We start from the raw sequence: 20,853 nt of genomic DNA, 5'->3' as shown, positions 1-20,853 counted from the left end.
GATTAAAAAATCTCAGCCTGACACAGCAGTTGTTTTAGCTCATCTAAATCCACCACAATATCTTCTAACCGAGGATTTGGATAAAATAGCTGATGCAAAAACTCACCCTCAGAGATTTTACCCAGCAGATAGTAATATTCCAGGTTAACGGCATTGCTGATCAGCCAGTAACAGGGATAGACATACTTCGGTGAAAAGAATTCGATCACCTTTGTTTCGGGACGGCAGAAAACAAGATTGGTGAGTCCACCACCATGCGGAGAGATGACAACTTCTGCATTGGCTAATAAAGCCGCTTGCTCCAGAACCGAGAGAGATTCAAGCGTGACGATTTGAAAGCCGAACTGTCTTAAAAACTCAATGATTTCTGCTTCGTTGATTACTCTCCGACTCTCAGTTAAACGGCGACTAATATAAAGCCGATGACTCTGAGGAGAATTCTTTTGATCATTCGATCGCAAAAACGCTGGCAAAAACAACGATCGCAAAAACTCACAAGCCCATTGCGGCATCCAGGCAGGAACCGCCGGAAACGAAGGCACAATCAGGCGATCGGCTTGAAGATAAGCGTAATGCTGAGGGTCTAAAATTTTTGCGGCTGGCACACCCAAAAGCTGAAGCGTTTCTCGCTGAAAAGGCAGGTGATGACTCACCACAAATCCATCAATCTCGCTGAAATCAATGCCGCTCCGACGCAGTAAATCCAATCGCGGCAGCACATCAAACATCCAGTGAAAATACATTCCATTCGTGAGTCCTGCCAGGACTGCGATCGTCCCCTCTAGATGGCACACCGTTTGCGAAATATCTTGATTCAAAGGCTGCTGCTGATTCAAAGGCTGCTGCAAAAGAGAATGCCGATTGGGATGTTTATCAGGATGTCCGGGACTGAGCAGCGGAAATTCAGGCGATAAATCTCCAAGCAGTCTATTGTCTGCGGTTAAAATCGCACTGCTGCTTTCATCGGCATTTAACCAGAATTGTCCCTGCGGAATCTGCACCACAAACGTTTCAGGCATAGGTACGGCAGTGCCAAAGCGAAAGCTCCAGTGAACCGAACCATCCAGCGATCGAGGTGGGGTGAGCGGCAGCAAGCCAGCCGGATCGAGTGAGCTATACTCTGAGACTTCGCCCGTTCTGACTGCAGCCTGAGCCGTTTCATAGTATCCGGTGGGGCAGCAAACCAGAGGAACAGAGGCAGCAGAAGACGCAGGCACTGGCGGAGCTGGGAGGAGCGATCGAAGAGACTGGAGAATTTCGGCTTGTGGAGCCTGGATTTTTACCAGGTGAAGGAATTGGGCGCTGCGCTGGGAGCGGAGCTGTTTTGTTGGAAGCGTTGCCGCCCAGCCGCAGTATTGCTGAGCAAACCCGGAGTGCTGACAAACAGCAGCAAAAAAACAATCGATCGCGTCTTGCCACTGTCGCTCTTGCAGCAATGCTCCACCCAGATCGCCCCAGGCAGGAGCAAATCTAGGATTCAGCTCAACCGTTTGGCGAAATTGCTCAATTAGCGCAGAGTGCAACGTGGAAGGAACCCCCTCCTGCCATTGCCCCGCCTGCGACAAACAAAGTCCCAGCCTATAATGAATTTCCCACAGGTCTTCGCGTTCCGATCGCAGTTGCAGGGCATGACGATATGCCTCGATCGCGTCTGGAATCTGCCCCAACTTCTGCCAGATCTGCGCCAATTCAAGATAGGGATCAGCCCAGTCGGGTCGCGCTTGGACTGCCTGCTGCCAGAGTTCGATCGCCTCGTCGAGCCTGCCCTGTAGTGCGATCGCTCTACCCAAACCCAGATAAATGCCGCTCGGTTCAGGCGAAATCTCCAGCGCCTGAGTATAAATGCGTTCCTGTAAATCGGGCTTGCCGCTCTGTCGCTCTGCTTCCACAAACAGGATGCCAAGCAGTTGATTGATTGCCTGATCCGCCTCTTGCAGATCGATTGCAGTGATTGCCGAGATCCACGTTGCCTGAGCCTCTAGTTCAGAGCCTTGCAGCAGTTGCGCCAGCCCCAGATACCAGTAAGCCATCAGCAAACCGGAATCAATCTCAATTGCCTGAGTGCAAAGATTGATCGCCTTTGCATAGTCTTCTGTAGCAAGGGCATCCGCGGCAAGGGAAACGATCGTTTGTGGTTCAAAATCAGCCATCAGCAGTAGGAGGATGTTTGGAAAAGTAGCGAATTGCCTACACTGCCCTCTAAATTTCCCAAAGTTGGGGACTTTGAATTCCTTAAAGCGAGGTTCTCCCCAGGATGGGCTACAAAACCTCAAACCGCAGCAGAGCCGACCTGAGATCCTCTAAGGGGGCAGTTCGGCTCAGAGCGATTGTTTCTCAAACAGTCCTGATGGCTAAATCGAGCAGGTCAAATCGCCCGATCGCTTGCTGAACCGCAGATTTTCCCGATAGTCGATTGGCACGTCGATCACGGTGGGCACATTTTGTTCGAGGGCATCTTTCAGCATCGGCAGAAAATCAAGGCTCGACTCGACGCGGTAGCCTTTGAGTTCCATGCTTTCGGCGAGCTTCACAAAATCGGGATTGCCAAAGTGAACAAAAGCTGGTTCGCCAAATTGGTTAAGCTGCTTCCACTCAATCAAGCCGTAGCCGCCGTCATTAAAGATAATGGTGACAAAGGGTGTACCAACCCGCAGTGCTGTTTCTAGCTCCTGGCAGTTCATCATAAAGCCGCCGTCTCCGGTAACTGCAACAATTTTGCGCTGGGGTGCGACGAGCTTAGCAGCAATTGCGCCCGGAATTGCGATGCCCATTGCGGCGAATCCGTTGGAAATAATACAGGTATTGGGGCGATCGCAGTGATAGTGTCGCGCCATCCACATTTTATGGGCGCCCACATCGGAAATAACGATGTCTTCGGGTCCCATCACCTGCCGCAGATCGTAAATCAGCTTTTGCGGTTTAATCGGAAATCCATCATCTTTGGCATGTTCTTCGTAGTCTGCTTTGATGTCTGCCTTGAGTTCCGCCACATAGGATGCAGGCTTGCGGGAGCGATCGACCCGACGCGCAATCTCATTGAGCGAATCGCAAATATCACCCACGACCTCGGCCAGGGGAGTATAGCTGCTGTCTACTTCAGCAGGCTTCATGTCGATATGGACGATCAGCGTATTGCCTGTGGGGTTCCAGCGTTTGGGCGAATATTCCACCAGATCGTAGCCGACGCAGATCACCAGGTCGGTATAGTCGAAGCCGCAATTAATATAATCGCGCTGTTGAAGTCCGACTGACCAAAGTGCTAGCGGATGTTGATAAGGAATCACTCCTTTGCCCATAAAGGTATTGGCAACCGGAATATTGAGTTCGGAGGCAAATCGAGTTAATGCTTCGCTGGCATGGGCACGAATTGCGCCATTTCCCACCAGAATCAGCGGATTTTTTGCCTGATCGATCGCGGCGGCTGCCCGTTCGATGCTACTAAACGAAGCGTAGACCTTTTCCCGCGAATCGGGGCGCAGCGGTTTCCCATCTACGGGCATGGCGGCAATGTTTTCCGGCAGATCGATGTGAACCGCTCCCGGTTTTTCGGTTTGGGCAATCTTAAAGGCGCGACGCACCACTTCCGGCGTAATGCTGGGGCGCACAATCTGGGTATTCCATTTTGTCACCGGACTAAACATCGCCACCAGATCGAGGTACTGGTGAGATTCAATGTGCATTCGATCGGTTCCCACCTGTCCGGTAATGGCCACCAGGGGAGCGCGATCGAGGTTTGCATCCGCCACGCCCGTCATTAAATTCGTCGCACCCGGTCCCAGCGTCGAGAGGCATACCCCCGCTTTTCCGGTCAGCCGCCCATAGACATCCGCCATAAACGCAGCTCCCTGCTCGTGACGGGTCGTGATGAACTGAATCGAAGATTGCTTGAGTGCCTGCAAAACGTGCAAATTCTCCTCACCCGGTAGCCCAAACACATATTCAACGCCTTCGTTTTCCAGACATTGAACCAGCAGTTGGGCGGTCGTCATTTCAGTCATAAGTTACTCCTCATGTGACCCTTGCTTCACCCTTATTTGACCCAGACCGTTTTGATATTCACAAACTCACGGATGCCTTCTTCGCTCAGCTCTCGCCCATAGCCCGATCGCTTCGTTCCCCCAAACGGCAAACGTGGATCAGACTTAACCATGCTGTTGATAAATACCGATCCCGCTTCGATTTCGTTAATCAAGCGATCGATTTCCTGTGGATTTTGCGACCAGGCACTTGCTCCCAGTCCAAATGGGCTATGGTTGGCAAAACGAATCGCAGCATCCAGATCAGGAACTCGAAACACCATTGCCACCGGACCAAAGAACTCTTCCTGAGCGATCGAAGCATCGATTGATAAATCGCTCAGAATTGTGGGCGGAAAGAAATTGCCTCGCTTGAGGGATTCGTTTAATTTCAGCGAATCCGGCTCACCGCCATACCGCAGCGTTCCCCCTTGATCGACCACAGTTTGCACCTGATGGGCCAATTCATGCACAATACCGGGCGTTGCCAGCGGACCAATCTCAGTATTGGCATCCATTGGATCACCCACTTTGAGAGCCGCGTATCGAGCAACGAGCTTTTCCAGAAACACATCGGCAATCGACTCCTGCACGATAAATCGCTTCGCCGCAATGCAGGATTGTCCGTTGTTGATCATCCGTGCTGTGACTGCCGTAGCAACCGCCGTTTCCAGATCCGCACTTTCCATTACGACAAATGGATCGCTGCCGCCCAGTTCCAGCACAGTTTTTTTGATTTGCTTCCCGGCTCCGCTGGCAAGGCTAGCTCCCGCTCCTTCGCTTCCGGTCAGCGTGGCAGCTTTCACCCGATCGTCTGCAATAATTTGACTCACCTGATCTGCGCTAATCAGCAGCGTTTGAAACGCTCCTTTCGGAAATCCCGCTTCCAGCAAAATTTCTTCGATCGCCAAAGCCGATTGGGGCACATTCGAGGCGTGTTTCAAAATGCCCACATTTCCCGCCATCAGAGCCGGAGCCGCAAAGCGAAACACCTGCCAGAAGGGAAAATTCCACGGCATCACCGCCAGAATAATCCCCAACGGCTGATAGCGCACAAAGCTTTTGCCTGCATCGGTCGGAATGACTCGATCGCTCAAGAATTCAGCCGCATGGTCGGCGTAGTAGCGGCACACCAGCGCACATTTCTCAACTTCCGCAATCGCGGCCGCAAGGGGCTTCCCCATTTCCAGCGTCATCATCTTGCCGTACTGCTCTCGTTTATCGGTCAAAATTTGGGCAGCATGGTGTAACCACTGCGATCGCTGAGCCATCCCGGTGTCGCGATATTGTTCAAAAGTCTGCTGCGCTCGATCGATCGCGCCAGAAATTGCCGCATCGGATAGCGGCTCAAAGGTCTTGAGCGTTTCCCCCGTTGCCGGATTAATACTTGCAATACCCATTTAATTACTCCAATGAACGTCAGAAGGGCGACACCAAATTCCCCGAAGGGTTCAGCCCAACTTCCGGGTCGCTATTCTGCACAAATTCATGGCGTCACAAATTCATGGTCTGGGCTGTGTTTCTCGATCACCCCCAAGGGGAAACTGCTTCGCAATCAATTCACGAGAACACACAAGGCAAATTCCTCTAATCACCGCAAGCGGCAATCTCTACGTAGCGTCAGCCTTCCCAGTCAATCTGAATAGCTGCCCTGCCCCATTCTAGATCCTCAATCCGTAAGGCCTTCTGATTTAGCAACATCTAGAAATAATTACGATCGGTCTAGAAGGGGATTGACACTGCAGATCTGAGAGTTAGCGATGCTCGCAATCTTACAACCCCTAACCAGTCCAACCCCTAACCAGTCCAAACTGTTTACTTCGGAAAGAAACGTGGGCATATTGAGGCTGTTCCCATCATTTGTCGCTCCCCTAGCCTAAACACTGCTTTGATCAGCAGGCATTCCAACTGGGGCAGGCTAAACAAAAGATTCATCTGCCAAAACACGGAGCCAGGTTGATATGACCCAAACCGACAGAAATTTAAAGCGTCGATTCACCTCTGCCATGACGACTGCTGCTTTTATGCTGGCTTCGAGTTTCAGCCTGGGGAAACGCAATTACGAAAAGCGATCGAAGAAAAAAACCAAGTTACAGCAGTTGATTATCATCATCGCAATCTATGGTTTTTTGCTTTCAACGATCTACCACACCGCGCAAATCCTGAGTGAAGCTTCAGTTAAATCGACGCCCGCTGCACAACCCCAACCCGACACCATTCAGGAAGCCCTTGCAGCCCAAGTACGCGGCTACGAACTCGTCCTCAAGCGCGAACCCAATAATCTCACTGCGCTGGAAGGTCTGGCAGTCACAAAGCTCCAGCTCAAGGATTATGCAGGAGCGATCGAGATTCTGCAAGATTTGGTAAAACGGCATCCTGAGCGATCGGACTACGGCGCACTGCTGGCTAAGGCAAAGCAAAAAGCCAATCAAAAATAGCATTGATCAACGAGTGTCTTCTAAAAATCAGGTAGTAGAACAATGCAGTGCAAAATATGTGAAGCAAAATCTCATTCTTTCTCGGTGGCAAAGCTGCTCAATAAGTACAATGTTGAGTACTTTCAGTGTGAAGAGTGCAAATTTGTTCAGACTGAGGAACCGTACTGGCTAGAGGAAGCTTACTCCGAAGCAATTGCAATTAGCGATGTAGGAATCGTTCAGAGGAACACGATGTTCTCTGATATTTCTGCTCGAACTGTGCTTAATTTTTTCAATCATGACGCAAAATTTATTGACTATGGCGGAGGTTATGGCTTATTCGTTCGCATGATGCGAGACTTAGGATTCGACTTTTATTGGTATGACAAATTCTGTCAGAATATATTTGCTAAAGGATTTGAAGCGGATACAAGTGGCCTGAAGAATTATGAGCTTGCGACAGCGTTTGAAGTTTTTGAACACCTTACAAATCCGGTCGTAGATATATCTGAGATATTAAAATGCTCCAGCAGTATATTATTTAGCACAGAACTGTTACCCCCCAGCAACCCTAAACCGGATGAGTGGTGGTATTACGCTCTAGGAGAGGGGCAGCATATTTCAATCTATACCTATCATTCCCTACTGCAATTAGCTGAGCAATTTAATCTCAATCTGTATTCTAATGGTCGTTCGATTCATCTTTTAACCCAAGAGAAAATATCAGCTCATCAATTTCAAAGCATCTGCCGTTATTCAAGTCGCTCAGTTGGCAAAAGGTCTTTAATTGAAAAAGATTATGCTGCTGCTGTCAGTTCTCTAGCCAAAGGTTTTAGTGAATCCACTGAGCCGAATCAAGTGTCGTGCATCAACAGTGACATTAAACCTTCTCAGCAGGTTGAGCAAATTGGGACAGATCTTCCTGAAACGTCTCGCATTGTCATTGACGGCGTATTTTTTCAAATTGTGCAGACTGGAATTGCGCGCGTTTGGCGATCGCTGCTGGAAGAATGGGCAGTCAGCGGCTTTGCTCGTTATCTCACGGTGCTCGATCGAAACGGTACAGCCCCTCAGATTCCTGGAATTCGATATGTCACTATTCCTCGCTACGAATCTAAAAATGCAGTAGCCGATCGCGAACTGCTTCAGCAAATCTGCGACGAAGAACAGGCGAGTTTATTTATTTCGACCTACTACACGACCCCGCTCAAGACACCTGCGGCATTCATGGCATACGACATGATTCCCGAAGTGCAGCAGGCAGATCTCAGCCTTTCGATGTGGCGAGAAAAGCATCACAGCATTCGCTATGCCGATCGCTATCTGGCGATTTCAGAAAATACGGCGCGGGATCTGGTCAAATTCTTCCCAGAAATTTCGAGCGATCAAGTGACGGTGGCTTACTGCGGCGTCGATCCCACATTTCAACCTGCGGTGGCGGCAGAAGTAGAAGCGTTTCGGGCAAAGCACGGCATCGCACAGCCCTATTTCCTGCTGGTGGGAATGCGAAATCAGTTTAAGAACTCGCGGCTATTTTTCCAGGCCTTTGCGCGACTGGCAAATAAAGCGAATGCCAGCATTGTCTGCGTTGGACCCACTCCTTTTCTGGAGGAGGAGTATCAGCCCTATGTCACGGACAGCCAGGTTCACTTGCTGTCGCTCACCGATGCAGAGTTGCGGTTAGCCTATGCGGGTGCTTTGGCGTTTGTCTACCCTTCGCGCTATGAGGGGTTTGGCTTACCGCTCTTGGAAGCAATGGCTTGCGGTTGTCCGGTGATTACCTGCCACAATTCCTCGATCCCAGAAGTGGCAGGCAATGCAGCACTGTACGTGAACGAAGACGATCCGGCTGAACTGGCGGAGGCAATGTTCCAGATCCAGCAGCCCGAACTGCGCGATCGTCTAATTCAGTCAGGATTCGATCGTATCTCCTTATTCTCCTGGGAGCGGATGGCGGCGATCGTCGGTCAAACCCTGGCAGAAGCCGCAAATCTACCCATGCAGGAAGAAGCCGCAGGTTTGCCCCGCCTCTGGGTTTCAGTACCGCGACTGCTAGAGCAATATGTCGCGAATCCATCTAATCCCCAGGTAATCGCTCAACTGCGACAGGCAAGACAGCAGTGGCTTCAAGCATGGTTGTCAGTTTCGCCAGAAGACCTGGCAGACGCAGACGCAGGCGAACTAGGACAAATTCGGCGATCGCTCCTCCGAAGTTCGTTTTGTCAGGTCGCATTAACCGATGCAGAAGCACAAGATCTCCAGCAACTTACAGACACCCTGACCGCAGGCTTCGATCACCCTCAGGCAATTCAGTTTTTGCTGGCAATGCTGCTGTACCGTCCGGTGTATCAGCTTTCCCTGCCCCACAATCTACTGACCGTTCCGGCGGACTGGCGAGAGGAATATCTGAGTTATCTGCTGCGGCTGCCGCCCTACTTTCAGGAAGAAGGTGAGGTAGATGCTTACTGTCGCTATCTCCAGGGCTTAACCGATATTCTACACAACAATATTACCCAGCATCCCGACGACCCAGATTGGCAGCAGGCGGCTCAAATCTTTACCGATCGCGCTAATTTTCTATTGCCCTATTTCGCCCAGCAGAACCTAAAAGACCTCTACCGCAAACGGGCAGAAATTATGGAATGCGCCCTTATACAGCAGGGTTACGAACTGGATTACACCTTCCCAACTCGGACAACTGCGCCCGCCAAACTTCGGGTCGGGGTGCTGTCATCGCACTTTAGCCCGCAAACCGAAACCTTTGCAACGCTGCCCGTCTTTGAGCAGTTGAACCGCGATCGATTTGAAACGATCCTGTTTACGCCCCAGCCCACCGGACATCGCCTAGAACGTTACTGCCTGGGTCACGTCGACCATTTTGTCCCCTTGCCGCAAATCCTGGCTGAGCAGGTGCAAATGATTCGCGATGCCGACCTAGATATTCTGTTTATCGCCAGCAATCTCACCGTCGCCGCTAAAGGCATTACACTGCTGGCACTCCATCGCCTGGCACGGGTGCAGATCACCGGAATGAATTCCCCTGTTACCACCGGAATGCGGCATATAGACTATTACCTGACCAGCCGCCTGATTGAACCCGAGCAGAACCTACAGGCACACTACTGTGAAACATTGATTCCGCTGGACGGCGCAGCCCAATGCTTTGATTTTGCCACCGAGTCTGAACCGCCCCTCACTGCCGCTCTGACGCGATCGGATTTGAACTTGGCTGACACTGCGATCGTCTACAGCTCTGGTGCAAATTTCTACAAAATCACGCCGGAAGTCATGAACGCTTGGGCGCAAATTATCGCCCAGGTTCCCGATTCGGTGCTGATGCTGTATCCGTTTAATAAAAACTGGACATCGAGCTATCCGATCCATAGTTTTCACGATCGCCTCAAAGCCACATTTGCCCGGTATGGCATGAGCGAGGATCGCTATCGCATCTTACCTGCCGCCCCAACCCGATCGGACGTGAAAGAGCGATTAAAGCTCACAGACGTTTACCTGGATTCCTATCCGTTTTCCGGGATGACTTCGCTGATTGATCCATTAGAATTAGGCATTCCGGCGATCGTGATGGAGGTAGACTCTGCCTGTTCGCTGGCGCGAAGTGGAGCTTTTTTGCGCGAGTTGCAGATTGCGGAGTTAATTGCGTTTGACGAAGCTGCGTATGTGCAAAAGGCGATCGAGCTAGGTCAGAATCCGGCTTTCCGGCAGCAGAAGCGGCAGCATATTCGGGAAGCCATGAAACATTGTCCCAGTTTCCTCGATTGCCGTCGCTATAGCGCACAAATGGGAGCGGTCTTCACCCAAATTGCCCAGCAGCACCAAGACCAAGCATTGCAACAGGCATTTCGTTTACGGAAAATCAATTGGCTTGCCTTCCCAGGCTGGAATCAGCCTGAAGACGACCTGTTTGAGAGCTTAGTGGATCTGCTGCGGTTTGCTCTAACTCATCCTGATCGACAAATCATGAGCGTTCTAATGTCGATCGGTGACTGGGACGAAGCGGATGCAAATGATGCGATCTCTAGTGTGCTGCTCTATTTGCTCAGTGAAGAAGGACTCGACGCAGAAGACGGCGCAGAAGTCGTTTTATTAAAACCGCAAGACATTTCCCTGCTGCTGTTGGCTCAAATTCGAGGTCGTGTTTTACTCACGCTAGAAGATACAGAAGCGATCGCTGCCGCAAAAGCCGAATGTTTACCTTCAGTTGCGATGACATGATTCGCGTTGATGCTGCGAAGAAACAAAAATTGTAAAGTGGGCATGCTTACCTCAATCGCAAGTCGAACTAGACAGGCTTTAGCATTGACATTTTTCCAGAATTAAACCGTAAATCCGAGCAGGAGAAAAAAGTGACACAGCCAGGAATACACAGAGGCACAATGCGCGGCGGTTTGCTACAAATTCGTCAATGCGGATTGTTGCCTGGAACGGTGATTGATGTAGGCACAGCGTTAGGTACGTTTGCGCTTTATAGTGCGTTTCCCGAGTGCAAGCACTTTATGATCGAGCCGATCGCCGAAAATGAACCCTATCTGGCAAAGCTCTGTCAGAAATTGGGCAATGCAGACTACATCATTGCTGCTGCTAGCGATCAGTCTGGCACAATGAACCTGCACGTTAATTCGAATCTAGTGCATTCCTCCACAGTAACCGATGCCGACCAGCCCGTTGCCCCCTCATTTGAACAGCGAACGATTCCCACGGTAACGCTTGACCAACTCTGCCAGGAAAAACAGCTTCCGCCTCCCTATTTGATCAAGATTGACGTAGACGGAAACGAAGCCGAGGTGCTAAAAGGAGCAGTCAACATCCTGCCGCGAACTGAATATCTGATCATCGAATCGACGCTGTTTGGACAGATCTATGACGTGATCGACTTCATGCGATCGCACGATTTCGTCATGTACGACATTCTCGATCCGAGTTGGCGACCGGGCGATCGGGCACTCTGGCAGGTCGACTTAGCATTTGTCAAAGTAGATAGTCCGTTTCGAACGCAAACATTCTACATCGAGGCAGCCTTAGAACCCCGTCTGGCAAAACAGATGGAAGACTATCGGCAAGCTTACATTCAACAAATCGAAGACTTTCCCGATCTGAAGCAAACCTCTGAATCGCTGAGTTTAATCGCCTTTCCCAATTGGCATCAGCCTGAAGAAAACCTGTTCGCCATCTTAGCCGATCTGCTACGGTTTGCACTAACTCACGCACAGCGCGATACACTGAGTCTCTTGATTCATTCGGGAACCTGGAACAGCGAAGATGCAAACGAGGCAATTTCTAGCGTATTGCTGTACCTGATGAGTGAAGAGGGTATTGAAGCCGGAGAAAGTCCCGAAATTGTGCTAATTGAACCGTTTAACCTCACGCCACTTCTGATCACGCAGTTGTCTGGTCGAGTTGCGCTTGCCGCAGAGAATCATGTCGCCATTCAAGCTTCTGGGGCTGCCCATCTCCCCGTCTATTCAATTCAGGCGGTTTCTGCTTAGTTTTGTCGTACCCGCAAAGTCTCAGCCTACAAATCCGCTTGCCTGCCAAGCCTCCAGTCCTCACCGCCCGGAAGCTGCACCAGATAGTCTTTCACGATTCCGGGCAGTGCTTTTGCAGGATGCTGATAAGTGAAAGCAAGCAACGTTGTGCTCATTTCCATGAGTTGAGCTCGATCGACGATCGCCCCAAGCTGAAACGGGCTAAACTCTCCCTGCCGCACTTCTACACTTGCCCCATCAATTGCTGCCTCGATCGCCTCCTCCAGCAAATCCTCCCACTCGTTCTGCACAACATAGTAAGACACCGATTGTCTTTCAGATTGAGCTTTTGAATTTGCCGAACCGAATCTGTAATTGATGCTGCCCAGGAATTAGTAGAACGCTGTTCGACCTGATTTTTGATCAGGTGAATCAGAAGGCGCACCAAAAACAACTCAACATTTCGCAGAATCGCCTGTCTGCTTATGCCTTCAAGCTCATCTATGATCGCCAGCGCATCAGCATAGCGTCCTTCTAAAATGCTGTTTCTGAGGTCAAGGAGTTCTTGGGTCATGACAGTTTCTATCCATCCCGTCGATCTCCTGAATAATCTGATGCTTCAAACGATTTGTGGACTCAGGAACAATTGAAGTCATAGAAATCGAAGGATTGGCGATCGAGCTGTCTGCTTTCAGGCTATCACGTCCAGCCGAAGCGCCCCTGTTGCAAGTATAGATCCCACATCTGCTCGTAGGCTTGTTCGACTTCGCGGGCAAATTTTTCAGCATCCCAGAGTGGGGACGTCTGGCGGGACTGTTTGAGTCTCAGGGCAATTTGCTCTCGCAGTTGGGCATCTTCTCCCAGGCGAATGCCCCAGGCAATGTATTCTTCGTCAGTCTGGGCAATGCCTTCACTGATCCCTGCATTGGTCATCATGGCATAGCTGTTGCGGGCTGCCCACTGCTGTCCGACCTTGGTGACGATCGGCACACCCATCCATAGCGTTTCCATCGTCGTCGTCGCGCCATTGTAGGGAAAAGTATCCAGGACCACGTCTGCAATTGCGATATTTGCCCGATGGGTTTCTTCATCTGGGTCGCGAGGCAGGAACCGCAGGCGATCGAGCGAAACTCCTTCTTCTTCTGCAAGCTGGTTAAATAGGCTTTGCAGCATTCCCTCGTCTGCCAAACCGCGCACCAGCAGATAGCTATTGGGCACATTTTTCAGGACACGCAACTGAAGCCGAACTGTATCAGGGTGGCGTTTCTGTCCGTTCTGAGCAGTGAGATAAATGACCGCATCTTGAGGAATGCCCAATCGATCGCGCCGCAGCGTCGGAACACCAACTTCAAAGCCATCGATCGCCAGATAGGTCTGGGGCAATCGCCAAATTTTTTCGCTGTAGTAATCCTGAGCCGATTCGGGCAGCACGTAGGGATCTGCTAGATAGTAATCGATCGCCGGAATGCCTGATGCATCTAATCCCAGCCACGTCACCTGGATTGGAGCGGGTCGAAGTGCCATCACGCTACAAGTTTTATAAGAGGTGAGACTATCCAGGTCTACTAGAATGTCGATCTGGTCATGCTCGCAGATATGTTTGGCAATACCGATGTTGTTTCCGTCGTCGAATCGCGCTGAAGCATAGCCATTGTTACGCTCAGGCAGCCGGGAGGAAGCTTTAACAAACCACTCGTTCGTAAAATCAGTAACGTGCTTACAGTCGATGTGGTAGGTATAAATGTCGTACCGATCGCGATCGTGATATTTCATTAGCCATCGCGCCAAAAAACCGACCGGATGCTGACGCATAAAGCGAGCAATATAGGCGATTTTAAGCTTGCGCTGGGTGCGAGCAGATTGAATGACGGGGGCAGAGAACCGCTGCTGGTATGGCTCTGCTTCAAGCAATTCTTTAACAGAACCGCGTAAACTCTCCTGGATCAAAGCAGCGGCCTGATTTTGCAGTGGTCGAAGCTCAGCCGGATTGTCCTCTAGAAAATAGCCGTAGAAAAATCCCTGACTCAGCAGAAGCGGCTGCAAATCTCGATCCTCCTGCGGCTGCTCAAAAAGCTGCTTCAAATAGCCCTTAGATTCCGCAAACAGAGCCACTGCCTCTTCCCAGCAATACCCGGCACGCAGCAGTCTGCCGCCCAATAACCCATTGGCGGCGATCTTGTCCTCTAGCAAAATACTGGCGTCGCGGAATCGTCTGGCATAGTCGATCGCCTCACTATATTTCTTGATCTGAGTGTGAGCTGCTGCCAGGAGCCGGAGCGTGTCGGGATGAGATTCGTTATATGGCAGACAGAGCTTTCCGTAAAAAGCCACTAGCTCCATCGCGCCCTTTGTTTCGTAATGGTACAGTTGATAGGCGTGTTCTAGCAAAATGTCGAAAACGGCTGTGGCATCATGGATGTGCTGCATGGCAGCTTCGGCAAAGGCGATCGTCTGCGAATCGGGATAGCCAAAATCGACTACCTGATGAACTGCTTGCAGAAGTTGTGCTTCGTCCAGGTCTAGCCCAGGAGACGAGCGCAGCAGATCGACAATTTTGAGATTGAGAATGTATTCATCGTTTAGCAGTTCCAGGTTAATGCCCAGCCGCAGCAGATAGAGCAAGTTGGGTATATTCTCAGGCGCGATCTCGCGGATATGCTGCCGCACCAGCCAGGACTGCTGCCAGGATTTCTCGGCTTCAAACTGCTCTGCCTGCCCCTGCAACACCTGCATCAGGTCAGCAGTGAGCTGATCAACCTGTTCCGCTTCAACTTCTGCCAGCGGCATCATCCAAATGAGCTGCGCTTCGGCTTCCGCACCCGACAACAAATGAGCCAGCCCCAGCATCCAGAAATAGTGAACTCGATCGGGTTCCTGTTCGGCGAGCTGCTCGTAGAGTAAAGCTGCGCTGGCATAATTGCCTTCGCTAAAAGCACTCTGGGCAAATTGATGTAGTTCGGAATTCAAGACTTCTGGAGGTTGGGGGAGGGTTAATTGGCTCATGAGTCGATTGCTCTAATTCTAGGAAGAGAGTGCCCTTGTGGGGCGATCGATCGAACAGGAGTGATCCTTTATGAATTTGACTCCTTAACGGACAGTAAAAAGCTACCCATTGCTTTGCAGCCAGGTAGCCATCAGAACCGAAAAAATAAATTTTCAATTCAGAAAATGAGAATAGAAAAAGCTGACCGAACCGCAAAATTACTAAAGCAGCGGTAGCGAAGTCAGCTTTTGAAATCATTCGGTTACTGAAGGATTGCCGCTGACACACTGTTGCAGCGCAGTAATACTTCAGCGCACTCAATTAGGGAGTAGCACAGTTCGTCGTAGGGTCTAGAACCTCTTTACAAACGCGTGCCTTTGAGGTGACACCTTCTCCTGCCACGTTTTCTAAGTAGACAATACCGCTGTACTCCTTCACACTACCTTTTGTCTTTGTAGCTTTGGAGATTGCATCAGCCTCCGTACTACTCGCTGCACCACCTGCAACCGCTGTGGTGTAATTGTAGTAGCCGGTTGATTCAGGAATTCCCAGTTCAAGAGAGGTGAGAGCTTCTGCAAACTGGTTGTTTTGCAGGTAGTAGGCTTGCTGTCCCCGGTTCATGGAGCCAACGTAGGTGGTCGCTTCCGACTGACGGGCGCGGTTTGCCTGGTTCAGGAACGAGGGGAGAGCGATTGCTGCCAGAATACCAATGATGATGATCACCACCAGCAGTTCGATCAGGGTGAAACCTTCGTCATTCTTTTTCTTGTTGAGCAGGTGTTGCAGGAATTTTGCTTTCAGTTCGGTTTTCATTGAGTTATCACTCCTAGAGTTGCGGGATACGAATTTCTAACTCCTGGCTATAACTTGCCCACGTCGATCGAATTTCATATCACCTTGAGCAAAAATCTTGCTTGTATTTTTTAATACATTAGAAGTTACGTGCTAACACTCCAGCAGAACATACAGGAACGGCTCCAGCCGATCAAGGAGCTGCTTCACGCTGTCAAAAGCATCCGTAATCGTGAGCGGTTCCAGAGTAGCAGGATTAACAGGGCGCATCTGCAAAAACCGTTCTGCCAGGGCTTGAATGGGTTGAGCAGATTCCCAAAGCGGCAGCAGGCAGGCGGCTGAAGTACTCTCGAGATAAATCGGCTTTAGGGCAGGCAGAGGAATAAAGCGGCTAATTTCAAACGGAGCCATGCGGTTAATGCAGTCCAGCAGCTTCTCCTTAACCGCCTCGATCCGGAGCTGAGGATGAAGATGAACGATCGCCCCTTGCCAGTCGGTATTGCTCCAGTCTTCGATGCGAAGCAGTTCCCCTGTCGAGGGAATTGTTTCGGCAGACTCACTCGGATGTCCGCACCAGAAATCCATCAATCGGTGCATCGGGTTCAGCAGTTCATAAAGGCGCAGTTTTTCCTCGATCGTCGCGCGCTCTAAGCCCATTGCCCACAGTGCAGGCAAATCATCCGGCTTTTGAAACAGTTCCGTCACGTCCCACTGTCGCCAGTTCACCATGCTCACCAGTTCCAACTTAGACTGATGCAGCAGCGCAAACATATCGGGAATCGTAAAGCCTTTGTCGCCAACTAGCAGATGATTGGAGTAAAGCAGTTCTTTGCGCCTATCTTCGGTCATTTCGCTGCTGTTGTATTCGCTTCCCCAAGCTTCCTGACGAAGCTTAACTCCAGGCTTCAGTGATTTCATCGTTTCAAACACCGCTTCTTCTTCCATTTCCTGCGGTATGTTGTCCATCAAGCCCATCAGCTTGAACAGGTTTTGCGCTCGATAAAACATACTGCGCTGATAGGCATTGTGCAGATTGGTGCGAATCAGTCCTTCGGGCTTCAGGACCGCTTTCATGGCTTGCAGCCCAGCCAATGGGTCAGGCAGCAAATACAGCACTTCATCACAGTTAATATAGTCAAACTGCAAATTCAGCTGCGGCAGATCGTAAATAGACATCGCATAAAAAACGGCATTGTCAAATCCGTGATGCTTCAGTCGCTTTTCTGCCAGTTCTACCGATTTTTCAGACAGGTCAATCCCCACAATCTTCGCGCCCGGATTAGCTTCTGCCAGAATCAAAGATTTGTAGCCTGACCCACAGCCTGCATCTAAAATGACCTTGCCAGTCGTTTCTGTAACACGCCGATGCTTCAGGTAATAGGACGTGACCAGGCTATGGATATACAGCGTGTCATAGTCATCTTTAGGAGACGTTTCGAGCGCGATACGCGGATAGGGAGAATGATCAAACTGCTGACGAATTTTCTCTAGTGCGTCCTGATCTAACGGCTGCTTTCGTTCAGTATTCATAACGGTCTAATCTCCCTTCTATCTCCGGTGTTTCCTCGATCGCGCCAAACGGTCTAGCTTAAATCGAGAGTGCCCATCGGAAACCAAAATCGATCGATCGCCCTACAATTCTTTCGTTCCTGCCTACACGAAGCTTTCGTTGCCCACACTCCTGCCTGTATTCCCGGTAACCTCTTTTTTGAGCTTACGGTCGAGGCATTCCAGAATAGGTTGGTCGTAGAGGATGCTTTACTCCTCTATTAGCTGCGTTGCCGCGTTTCTAATTCTTTCCAGACTAACGCCAATTAGTTAGATTTTACATAAATGATTTTGCATAGATTCCGTAAGAATAAAACACTCTTTGATGAAAGAACCTTTGTAGGGTCTAAAAAAACAAAATCTAGCTCTGGACACCAGTAGACCACTCCACATGGGGCATCTTGAATTGGACTTTAGGCAACCATAGTGCTGAAACGTTTGCCTTGTTATGAGCGATCGTCAAACTATCAGGGGGCTACTTCTATATTGTGGATGGTTGCACTATTTATCCTGGTTTTGTTCCAGAGGGTAATCAAATTATGAGCAAAACCCACATAAGAGCTGATTTATAAAGAAAAACCGAAGTAGTTCTGGTTCAGCCTTGAGCAGATTTTAGACAGGAGAAGCCGAGGGGTAGCCTTACGAAGGTCTCGTCTGTCTGAAATTGCTCATCCAACACGCTAACCCTATCCCAGTGACTTAAGTAATGCGAAGTGGGAGATTCTCAAACCCCTACTGCCCAAAGCTAAAGGATTTGGACATCCCGTGGAAGTGGATTTCAGGGAAATCGAGTGTTGCGATTGCGGATTCCCAATCCGTGAAAACAACGGAAAAAAGGGGGCAGTCTACGGTTTCGATGGTGGCAAAAAGGTTAAAGAACGCACATCGCCATATCATTGCCGATTCGCGAAGGTTGTTGATGGGAGTCCTCGTCAGTGAAGCGAATGCTTCAGAGCGGTCAGGAGCAATCGTTGTTCTAGACGAGGCAAAGGAGAAGTTATCTAGATTAGAGGCCGTATGGGTAGACCAGGGATATTCAGGCAAGAAGCTTGGCCATGCAGTCAAGCAAGTGTGTGGAGAATAGGTTTGGGTAGAGGTGATTGAGCGCACTTCAGCAACATTCGCGCAACTTCCGAAGCGGTGGATTGTGGAGCGTACTTTTGGATGGCTTAATCAATTCCGTCGCTTAAACAAGGATTATGAGGTGTATTTAGAGGTGAGTGAAGTGATGATTTATGGTTCCTTAATTTGTCTGATGATGCGGCGATTGGCTGCTTAAGATTTACTTTATGAATTAGTTCTAACGCAAGTTGAATCTGAGAATATACGCTTGCGGCAATAACGCTCTTCTATCGGCCTGGATGCGTAATAATAGGAGCAGAGCTGTGAAAGCGAGGTGCAGCTAATAGTTGAACCGCGACCCGCTACAGCGAACGTCCAATTCATTGATGAATATTGCCAGTGGTATCAAGTGCTGTTTCCTGAAGTTAGGAACTTCGAGCCATTTAAACAGTTGCATTTGGGACTCATAAGTGAAGCCAAACGCAAAATGCTACCTACAATAGCCCAGGTAGCGAAATTAGACAACGCTCAATCATTGCATCATCTTCTAATAGAATCGCCCTGGCAAACTTCAGCTTTTCGTCAACAGTGCTTGCGGTTAATCCTCCAAAACAGTGGTAAGCGTGAAATTGTGCTGGTCATTGATGACACAGGCGACCGAAAGAAGGGACAACATCCTGATTATGTTAAACGCCAATACGTCGGCAACTTAGGCAAGATTGAGAATGGCATTGTGGCTGTGATAGCCTAGGGGTGGTAGACAATATCACCTTGCCCTTGCTGTTTCAAGTTTATAAACCGAAAGAACGCCTCAAGCCCGATGAGGTCTACCGCAGTAAGCTAGAGATAGTTGCCCAGATGATCCTCGATCTTTAAGGTATGGGCTTTCAGTTCAAGCTCGTGCTAGCTGATAGCTTGTATGGTGAAAGTGGCTGCGGTTTCATCGATGTGTTGTATTAGTTGAAGCTGGAGTTCGTCGCGGCAATTCGTACTAATTATGCTGTCTAGTTGCCGCGTGAGCAAACAGTTCGTTTCAATCGCTGGCGCAAGTTTGAGCGTATCTTTAGTGATAGTAAACCTGAGACTCGATACATTCGAGAAATTATTTATGGTAAGCGCCGTGCCAAACAATATTGGGAACTCACCACTGGACCCTCAAACGTTACCCAAGAATGCAACCTAGTATGTGATGACGCACTATGGGATGACGCACATTGAGAACCTCAAGTATGACCAAGTTGGTAATTTGTATGGCTTGAGAAACTAGGTTGAGTATGGCTTGAAGCAGAGTAAGAACGAGTTGGGATGGGCAAATTTTTGGCTGACCCCCTACAATCAGATTAAGTGCTGGTGGGAGATGGTGATGAGTGCGTAATTGCTGATGAGTCTGCATACTAACGCTTCACAGCAACCACAAGTACAACCTTCGATCCAACAGAATGCTCAAGCGCAAGTAATCACCCTTCATCTCACCCAACATCCAGTTGGAAGCAGGCAAACAGGTGGAAGCAGACACTCAACAATCTGCGTCTGGTAATTGAGCCGAGCATAATTCTAAATTTGCTCGAACCCTGGTTAAATCTATTTCCAATTCCACGCTTAGCGGCCGGGTTAGAGTGTTTGGTTGCACTGATGAATCAGTTTTCTAGCAGTCTGCCACACTCTGATCTATCCCAAAATTTCCGCTTTTATTTTGCCTAGCGTGACACAGGAGCATTAGTTTTTGCTTTAGAGTCAGTTGATACCAAGCCTCTAACCCTAACAATGCTACTGACCTACCCCTAACATTTGTTTGAGCCTTGCGGGTTGCTCATACTCCCCTACATCTGACACTCGGCTAAACAGGCGCCCCAACCGCAGAGCCTCCAGTCTCCTCAACATGTTGGTTTGGCAACACCGCTTCTGCACTAACAGACTCCCCCTCAAATCCCCGCACAATGTCTAGATCAATATCTAGAACCGTCATTTCCAATCCCGCTTTGGGCAAATTACCACTGCTTGTAATATAAGGATTCGGTTCAAGGCTGCCGGTACAAATAATTAAAGACCCCTTCTTCAAGTAGGGCAATTTTCGCCAAGCCAACGATTTATCCCAAATTCTTAACTTAACTGTAAAAGCATCATCCCGACCGCGCAACCTTCGTACATACAGAGTTGCTTCTGCAAGCGTCGCTTGTTCTCCATTGCGTAATTCGATTGCTTTGATTTGAGCATCAGCTGCCAGATTACCGCTTACAATCCACTTATTTAATCCCACACTTGCCATAATCGTCGTATTGCCTGAAAGTAAACGCCGCTATCACAATATTCAACACAAGTTTGAATATCCTTAAAGCATAACTTTCCCAGTTTTGCCATTAAACTAACGGTAACTTCAAGCCTCAAATCGAGCGAAACAAAATCTCCCCCAAGCATAATCACAAGGGGGAGATTTCAGAAAATTACCCTGGCATCGAGCTATTGTTGCAGGAAGCAACCCTCCAACTATCGTCGCCGTTTCAGCGTTTCACACCTGAGTTCGGGATGGGTCAGGGTGGGTCCACCGTACCATA

At 49.6% G+C, this 20,853-nt stretch carries 10 protein-coding genes and 3 pseudogenes; 5 read left to right on the top strand and 8 right to left on the bottom strand.

Annotation, left to right across the window (positions count from 1 at the left end):
* Positions 1–2: 2 nt before the first annotated feature.
* From NDA02_RS22605 to NDA02_RS22595, 3 genes are all read right to left on the bottom strand, one after another.
* Positions 3–2,150, bottom strand: coding sequence for a glycosyltransferase 61 family protein (locus NDA02_RS22605; protein ID WP_348255963.1), 2,148 nt, complete (start codon positions 2,148–2,150; stop codon positions 3–5).
* A gap of 201 nt (positions 2,151–2,351) precedes the next feature.
* Positions 2,352–3,989, bottom strand: coding sequence for an acetolactate synthase large subunit (locus NDA02_RS22600; RefSeq protein WP_348255979.1), 1,638 nt, complete (start codon positions 3,987–3,989; stop codon positions 2,352–2,354).
* Between the two features lie 41 nt (positions 3,990–4,030).
* Positions 4,031–5,416, bottom strand: coding sequence for an NAD-dependent succinate-semialdehyde dehydrogenase (locus tag NDA02_RS22595; protein WP_348255961.1), 1,386 nt, complete (start codon positions 5,414–5,416; stop codon positions 4,031–4,033).
* A 561-nt stretch (positions 5,417–5,977) separates the two neighbouring features.
* Between NDA02_RS22595 and NDA02_RS22590 the strand changes: the two genes are divergently transcribed.
* The 3 genes from NDA02_RS22590 to NDA02_RS22580 all read left to right on the top strand — a co-directional run bounded on the left by NDA02_RS22590 (position 5,978) and on the right by NDA02_RS22580 (position 11,937).
* Complete coding sequence (locus tag NDA02_RS22590) at positions 5,978–6,454, top strand: tetratricopeptide repeat protein (protein WP_348255959.1); 477 nt, start codon at positions 5,978–5,980, stop codon at positions 6,452–6,454.
* A gap of 837 nt (positions 6,455–7,291) precedes the next feature.
* Positions 7,292–10,666 (top strand): glycosyltransferase, encoded by a 3,375-nt coding sequence (locus NDA02_RS22585; protein ID WP_347277854.1) that lies wholly within the window; start codon positions 7,292–7,294, stop codon positions 10,664–10,666.
* Positions 10,667–10,797: 131 nt separating this feature from the next.
* Positions 10,798–11,937, top strand: a complete 1,140-nt coding sequence (locus NDA02_RS22580) for an FkbM family methyltransferase (RefSeq protein ID WP_348255958.1) — start codon at positions 10,798–10,800, stop codon at positions 11,935–11,937.
* A gap of 26 nt (positions 11,938–11,963) precedes the next feature.
* Here the strand turns inward: NDA02_RS22580 and NDA02_RS22575 are convergent.
* The 4 genes and pseudogenes from NDA02_RS22575 to NDA02_RS22560 form a co-directional block, all read right to left on the bottom strand.
* A pseudogene (locus NDA02_RS22575) lies at positions 11,964–12,490 on the bottom strand (DUF29 family protein).
* A gap of 125 nt (positions 12,491–12,615) precedes the next feature.
* A complete protein-coding gene (locus tag NDA02_RS22570) occupies positions 12,616–14,919 on the bottom strand; it encodes an O-linked N-acetylglucosamine transferase, SPINDLY family protein (protein WP_348255956.1) in 2,304 nt (767 codons plus the stop codon).
* Between the two features lie 301 nt (positions 14,920–15,220).
* A complete protein-coding gene (locus NDA02_RS22565) occupies positions 15,221–15,712 on the bottom strand; it encodes a type IV pilin-like G/H family protein (protein ID WP_348255954.1) in 492 nt (163 codons plus the stop codon).
* A 132-nt stretch (positions 15,713–15,844) separates the two neighbouring features.
* Positions 15,845–17,221 (bottom strand): class I SAM-dependent methyltransferase, encoded by a 1,377-nt coding sequence (locus tag NDA02_RS22560; RefSeq protein ID WP_348255952.1) that lies wholly within the window; start codon positions 17,219–17,221, stop codon positions 15,845–15,847.
* A 738-nt stretch (positions 17,222–17,959) separates the two neighbouring features.
* On the opposite strand from NDA02_RS22560, the pseudogene NDA02_RS22555 reads away from it, so the two are divergent.
* Positions 17,960–18,518: pseudogene (locus NDA02_RS22555) on the top strand (transposase).
* A 117-nt stretch (positions 18,519–18,635) separates the two neighbouring features.
* Positions 18,636–20,002 (top strand): annotated as a pseudogene (locus NDA02_RS22550) (IS701 family transposase).
* Between the two features lie 136 nt (positions 20,003–20,138).
* Here the strand turns inward: NDA02_RS22550 and NDA02_RS22545 are convergent.
* Positions 20,139–20,567 (bottom strand): single-stranded DNA-binding protein, encoded by a 429-nt coding sequence (locus NDA02_RS22545; protein WP_190793132.1) that lies wholly within the window; start codon positions 20,565–20,567, stop codon positions 20,139–20,141.
* Positions 20,568–20,853 lie beyond the last annotated feature (286 nt).

It is taken from the genome of Leptolyngbya sp. ST-U4 (assembly GCF_039962215.1).
Taxonomy (GTDB): Bacteria; Cyanobacteriota; Cyanobacteriia; order Elainellales; family Elainellaceae; genus Leptolyngbya_A.
Note: the sequence above shows the minus strand (reverse complement) of the source record. Positions and strands in the feature narration are given on the sequence as shown.

Coding starts and splice junctions, on each gene's coding strand:
- NDA02_RS22605 (WP_348255963.1), bottom strand. CDS start 2,150: ATGGCTGATTTTGAACCACAAACGATCGTTTCCCTTGCCGCGGATGCC.
- NDA02_RS22600 (WP_348255979.1), bottom strand. CDS start 3,989: ATGACGACCGCCCAACTGCTGGTTCAATGTCTGGAAAACGAAGGCGTT.
- NDA02_RS22595 (WP_348255961.1), bottom strand. CDS start 5,416: ATGGGTATTGCAAGTATTAATCCGGCAACGGGGGAAACGCTCAAGACC.
- NDA02_RS22590 (WP_348255959.1), top strand. CDS start 5,978: ATGACCCAAACCGACAGAAATTTAAAGCGTCGATTCACCTCTGCCATG.
- NDA02_RS22570 (WP_348255956.1), bottom strand. CDS start 14,919: ATGAGCCAATTAACCCTCCCCCAACCTCCAGAAGTCTTGAATTCCGAA.
- NDA02_RS22565 (WP_348255954.1), bottom strand. CDS start 15,712: ATGAAAACCGAACTGAAAGCAAAATTCCTGCAACACCTGCTCAACAAG.
- NDA02_RS22560 (WP_348255952.1), bottom strand. CDS start 17,221: ATGAATACTGAACGAAAGCAGCCGTTAGATCAGGACGCACTAGAGAAA.
- NDA02_RS22545 (WP_190793132.1), bottom strand. CDS start 20,567: ATGGCAAGTGTGGGATTAAATAAGTGGATTGTAAGCGGTAATCTGGCA.